This is a genomic window from Loigolactobacillus rennini DSM 20253 (assembly GCF_001436505.1).
GTDB classification, from domain to species: domain Bacteria; phylum Bacillota; class Bacilli; order Lactobacillales; family Lactobacillaceae; genus Loigolactobacillus; species Loigolactobacillus rennini.
The window spans coordinates 62128-63847 of sequence record NZ_AYYI01000105.1 but is presented as its reverse complement, the minus strand read 5'-3'; the positions used below and the strand labels follow the sequence as shown (position 1 = coordinate 63847).

The following is a 1720-nucleotide window of genomic DNA, read 5'->3' as shown; positions in this document are numbered from 1 at the left end:
ATACATTTTGTATACGACCCCTTCGAGTCCACGTCCAGCTGGGCTTTCTCGTCAGTGTAAACGGTGGGATTGTAGCGGTCTTTTTGAATGTAGTTATGCACCCGCCAGTCCTTAATCACCACTACGCCATTATCAAATGGCAGAATAAACTGTTTGGCAATTAAGAGCTTGAGGTCGTCGTCATTAGCTTTGACCATCCGCATCAGTGTCTTAACGTTAGCGATAAAGCCATCGTCATCCGCATGCATGTTCAAGTGGAAATAGAAGGCCTGGGCTGATAATGGCATGTCTAAAAACGAATCCGTATCCGTAATCTTTAAACTAAACATTCTGCGTTGTGCCATTAAAGCACCTCCTTAAAATGGCAGATCGTTATCAGTAACATCTGGATCACCCTGTCCCTTTGGCTTAGGTTCTAACAGCGAGAAGTTGTTAACCACTATCTCGGTAATGTACATCCGCTTACCTTCCGAATTTTCGTAGGTACGCGTCTGTACACGCCCGTCTAAACCAATCAAGGATCCCTTATGCGTATACTTAGCCAGATTCTCTGCTGCCTTGCGCCAAATCACGCAATTGATGAAGTCAGCTTCCCGATCGCCATTACGATTGGTGAACTGCCGGTTAACCGCTAAGGTGAACGAGGAGACGGCACTCCCGTTTGCTGTGTAGCGTAACTCAATATCTTTGGTTAAACGGCCCGTTAAAGCCACAATATTAATCATTTATTACCCTCCATTGCGCGCCATTCATTTTGTGCTTGGTTAAAGAATTGGGCGGCTTTTTTAACTTCTCGCAGTTCTGAGTTCTCATATCCGACTTGACCAAGAATCCGCTGGTAAATATCCGGTTCTGACACACCAGATTTATCACTCATTTTTTTGATCAACCGCGTGGCATTATTTAGAATTGAGGTGGATCCAGAGCTTTCCGGCTTTTTACGCTGATAATTCTGCGACCGTGGTGTCTGAGTCTGTGTACGCCGTTGCTGTGGTTTTGGTTTGGTAGCAAAGTTGCTATTGTCTGCATCCGGATCTGGGTCATTTTTATCGGTAATATTAAACAGCTGTTTATAAAAATACTTTTGCGCTGAGGTACATGCTTTAGCAGTCGCCTTCTCACCGTTATCCTGCCCAGAGCCGGGAAAGCGACTAACGATTGATTCATGGCCGTCGGTAATCGTATACGTCCCTAGCACATCCACCACGTGAACTATCCCATTGTTGCGTGTCTTCGCGTCTCGCTGACCAATAATTTCGTAGCTGGGAATTACCATAATGCCCTGATCAACAAGAATGCCCTTAACGGCCGCTTTAATCGCACTCTCGCTTTGAAAATCATAATTTTGATATTGATTTTTACCGTCACGATCAACAGGTTTGATTTTGGCCATTGCCTGCAACAATTTGGCAATTAGACCCACTTTAGCCGTATTAGCTGATTCGCTAGTTGTTGCCATGCCTACACCTCCAAACGTTCGTACTCAATACCGGTTTCGTCCATGTATTTTTTTAAAGCAACTAACTGCTGCTTAGTGCCACTGATTTTTAAAGTAGTCTCAATAACGCTGGGTTCGGCGGCAACTATCTCACCAGTTTCGGTGTCTACCGTCTGTTCGTGGTACTGCTGCAGTTTCATTTTTTCAACTGCCGCCGCAGCTTCCGCGGCTTTTCGGCGGCTTTCGGCCGCTTCTTTTTGTTGCATTACCGCGGCATCAATG

The 1720-nt window shown here is 45.4% G+C and carries 2 protein-coding genes and 2 pseudogenes; all 4 read right to left on the bottom strand.

Going from position 1 to position 1720, the window contains the following annotated elements; all coding sequences use genetic code 11:
* Positions 1–344, bottom strand: a pseudogene (locus FC24_RS11415) (conserved phage C-terminal domain-containing protein); the annotation flags it as partial.
* Positions 345–356: 12 nt separating this feature from the next.
* Positions 357–725 carry a single-stranded DNA-binding protein gene (gene ssb / locus FC24_RS11410; protein WP_057874917.1) on the bottom strand — a complete coding sequence of 123 codons (369 nt, stop codon included), beginning with the start codon at positions 723–725 and terminating at the stop codon, positions 357–359.
* Positions 722–1459 (bottom strand): ERF family protein, encoded by a 738-nt coding sequence (locus FC24_RS11405; protein ID WP_057874916.1) that lies wholly within the window; start codon positions 1457–1459, stop codon positions 722–724. Before FC24_RS11405 ends, ssb begins: the two co-directional genes overlap by 4 nt.
* A gap of 2 nt (positions 1460–1461) precedes the next feature.
* A pseudogene (locus tag FC24_RS11605) lies at positions 1462–1720 on the bottom strand (hypothetical protein); the annotation flags it as partial.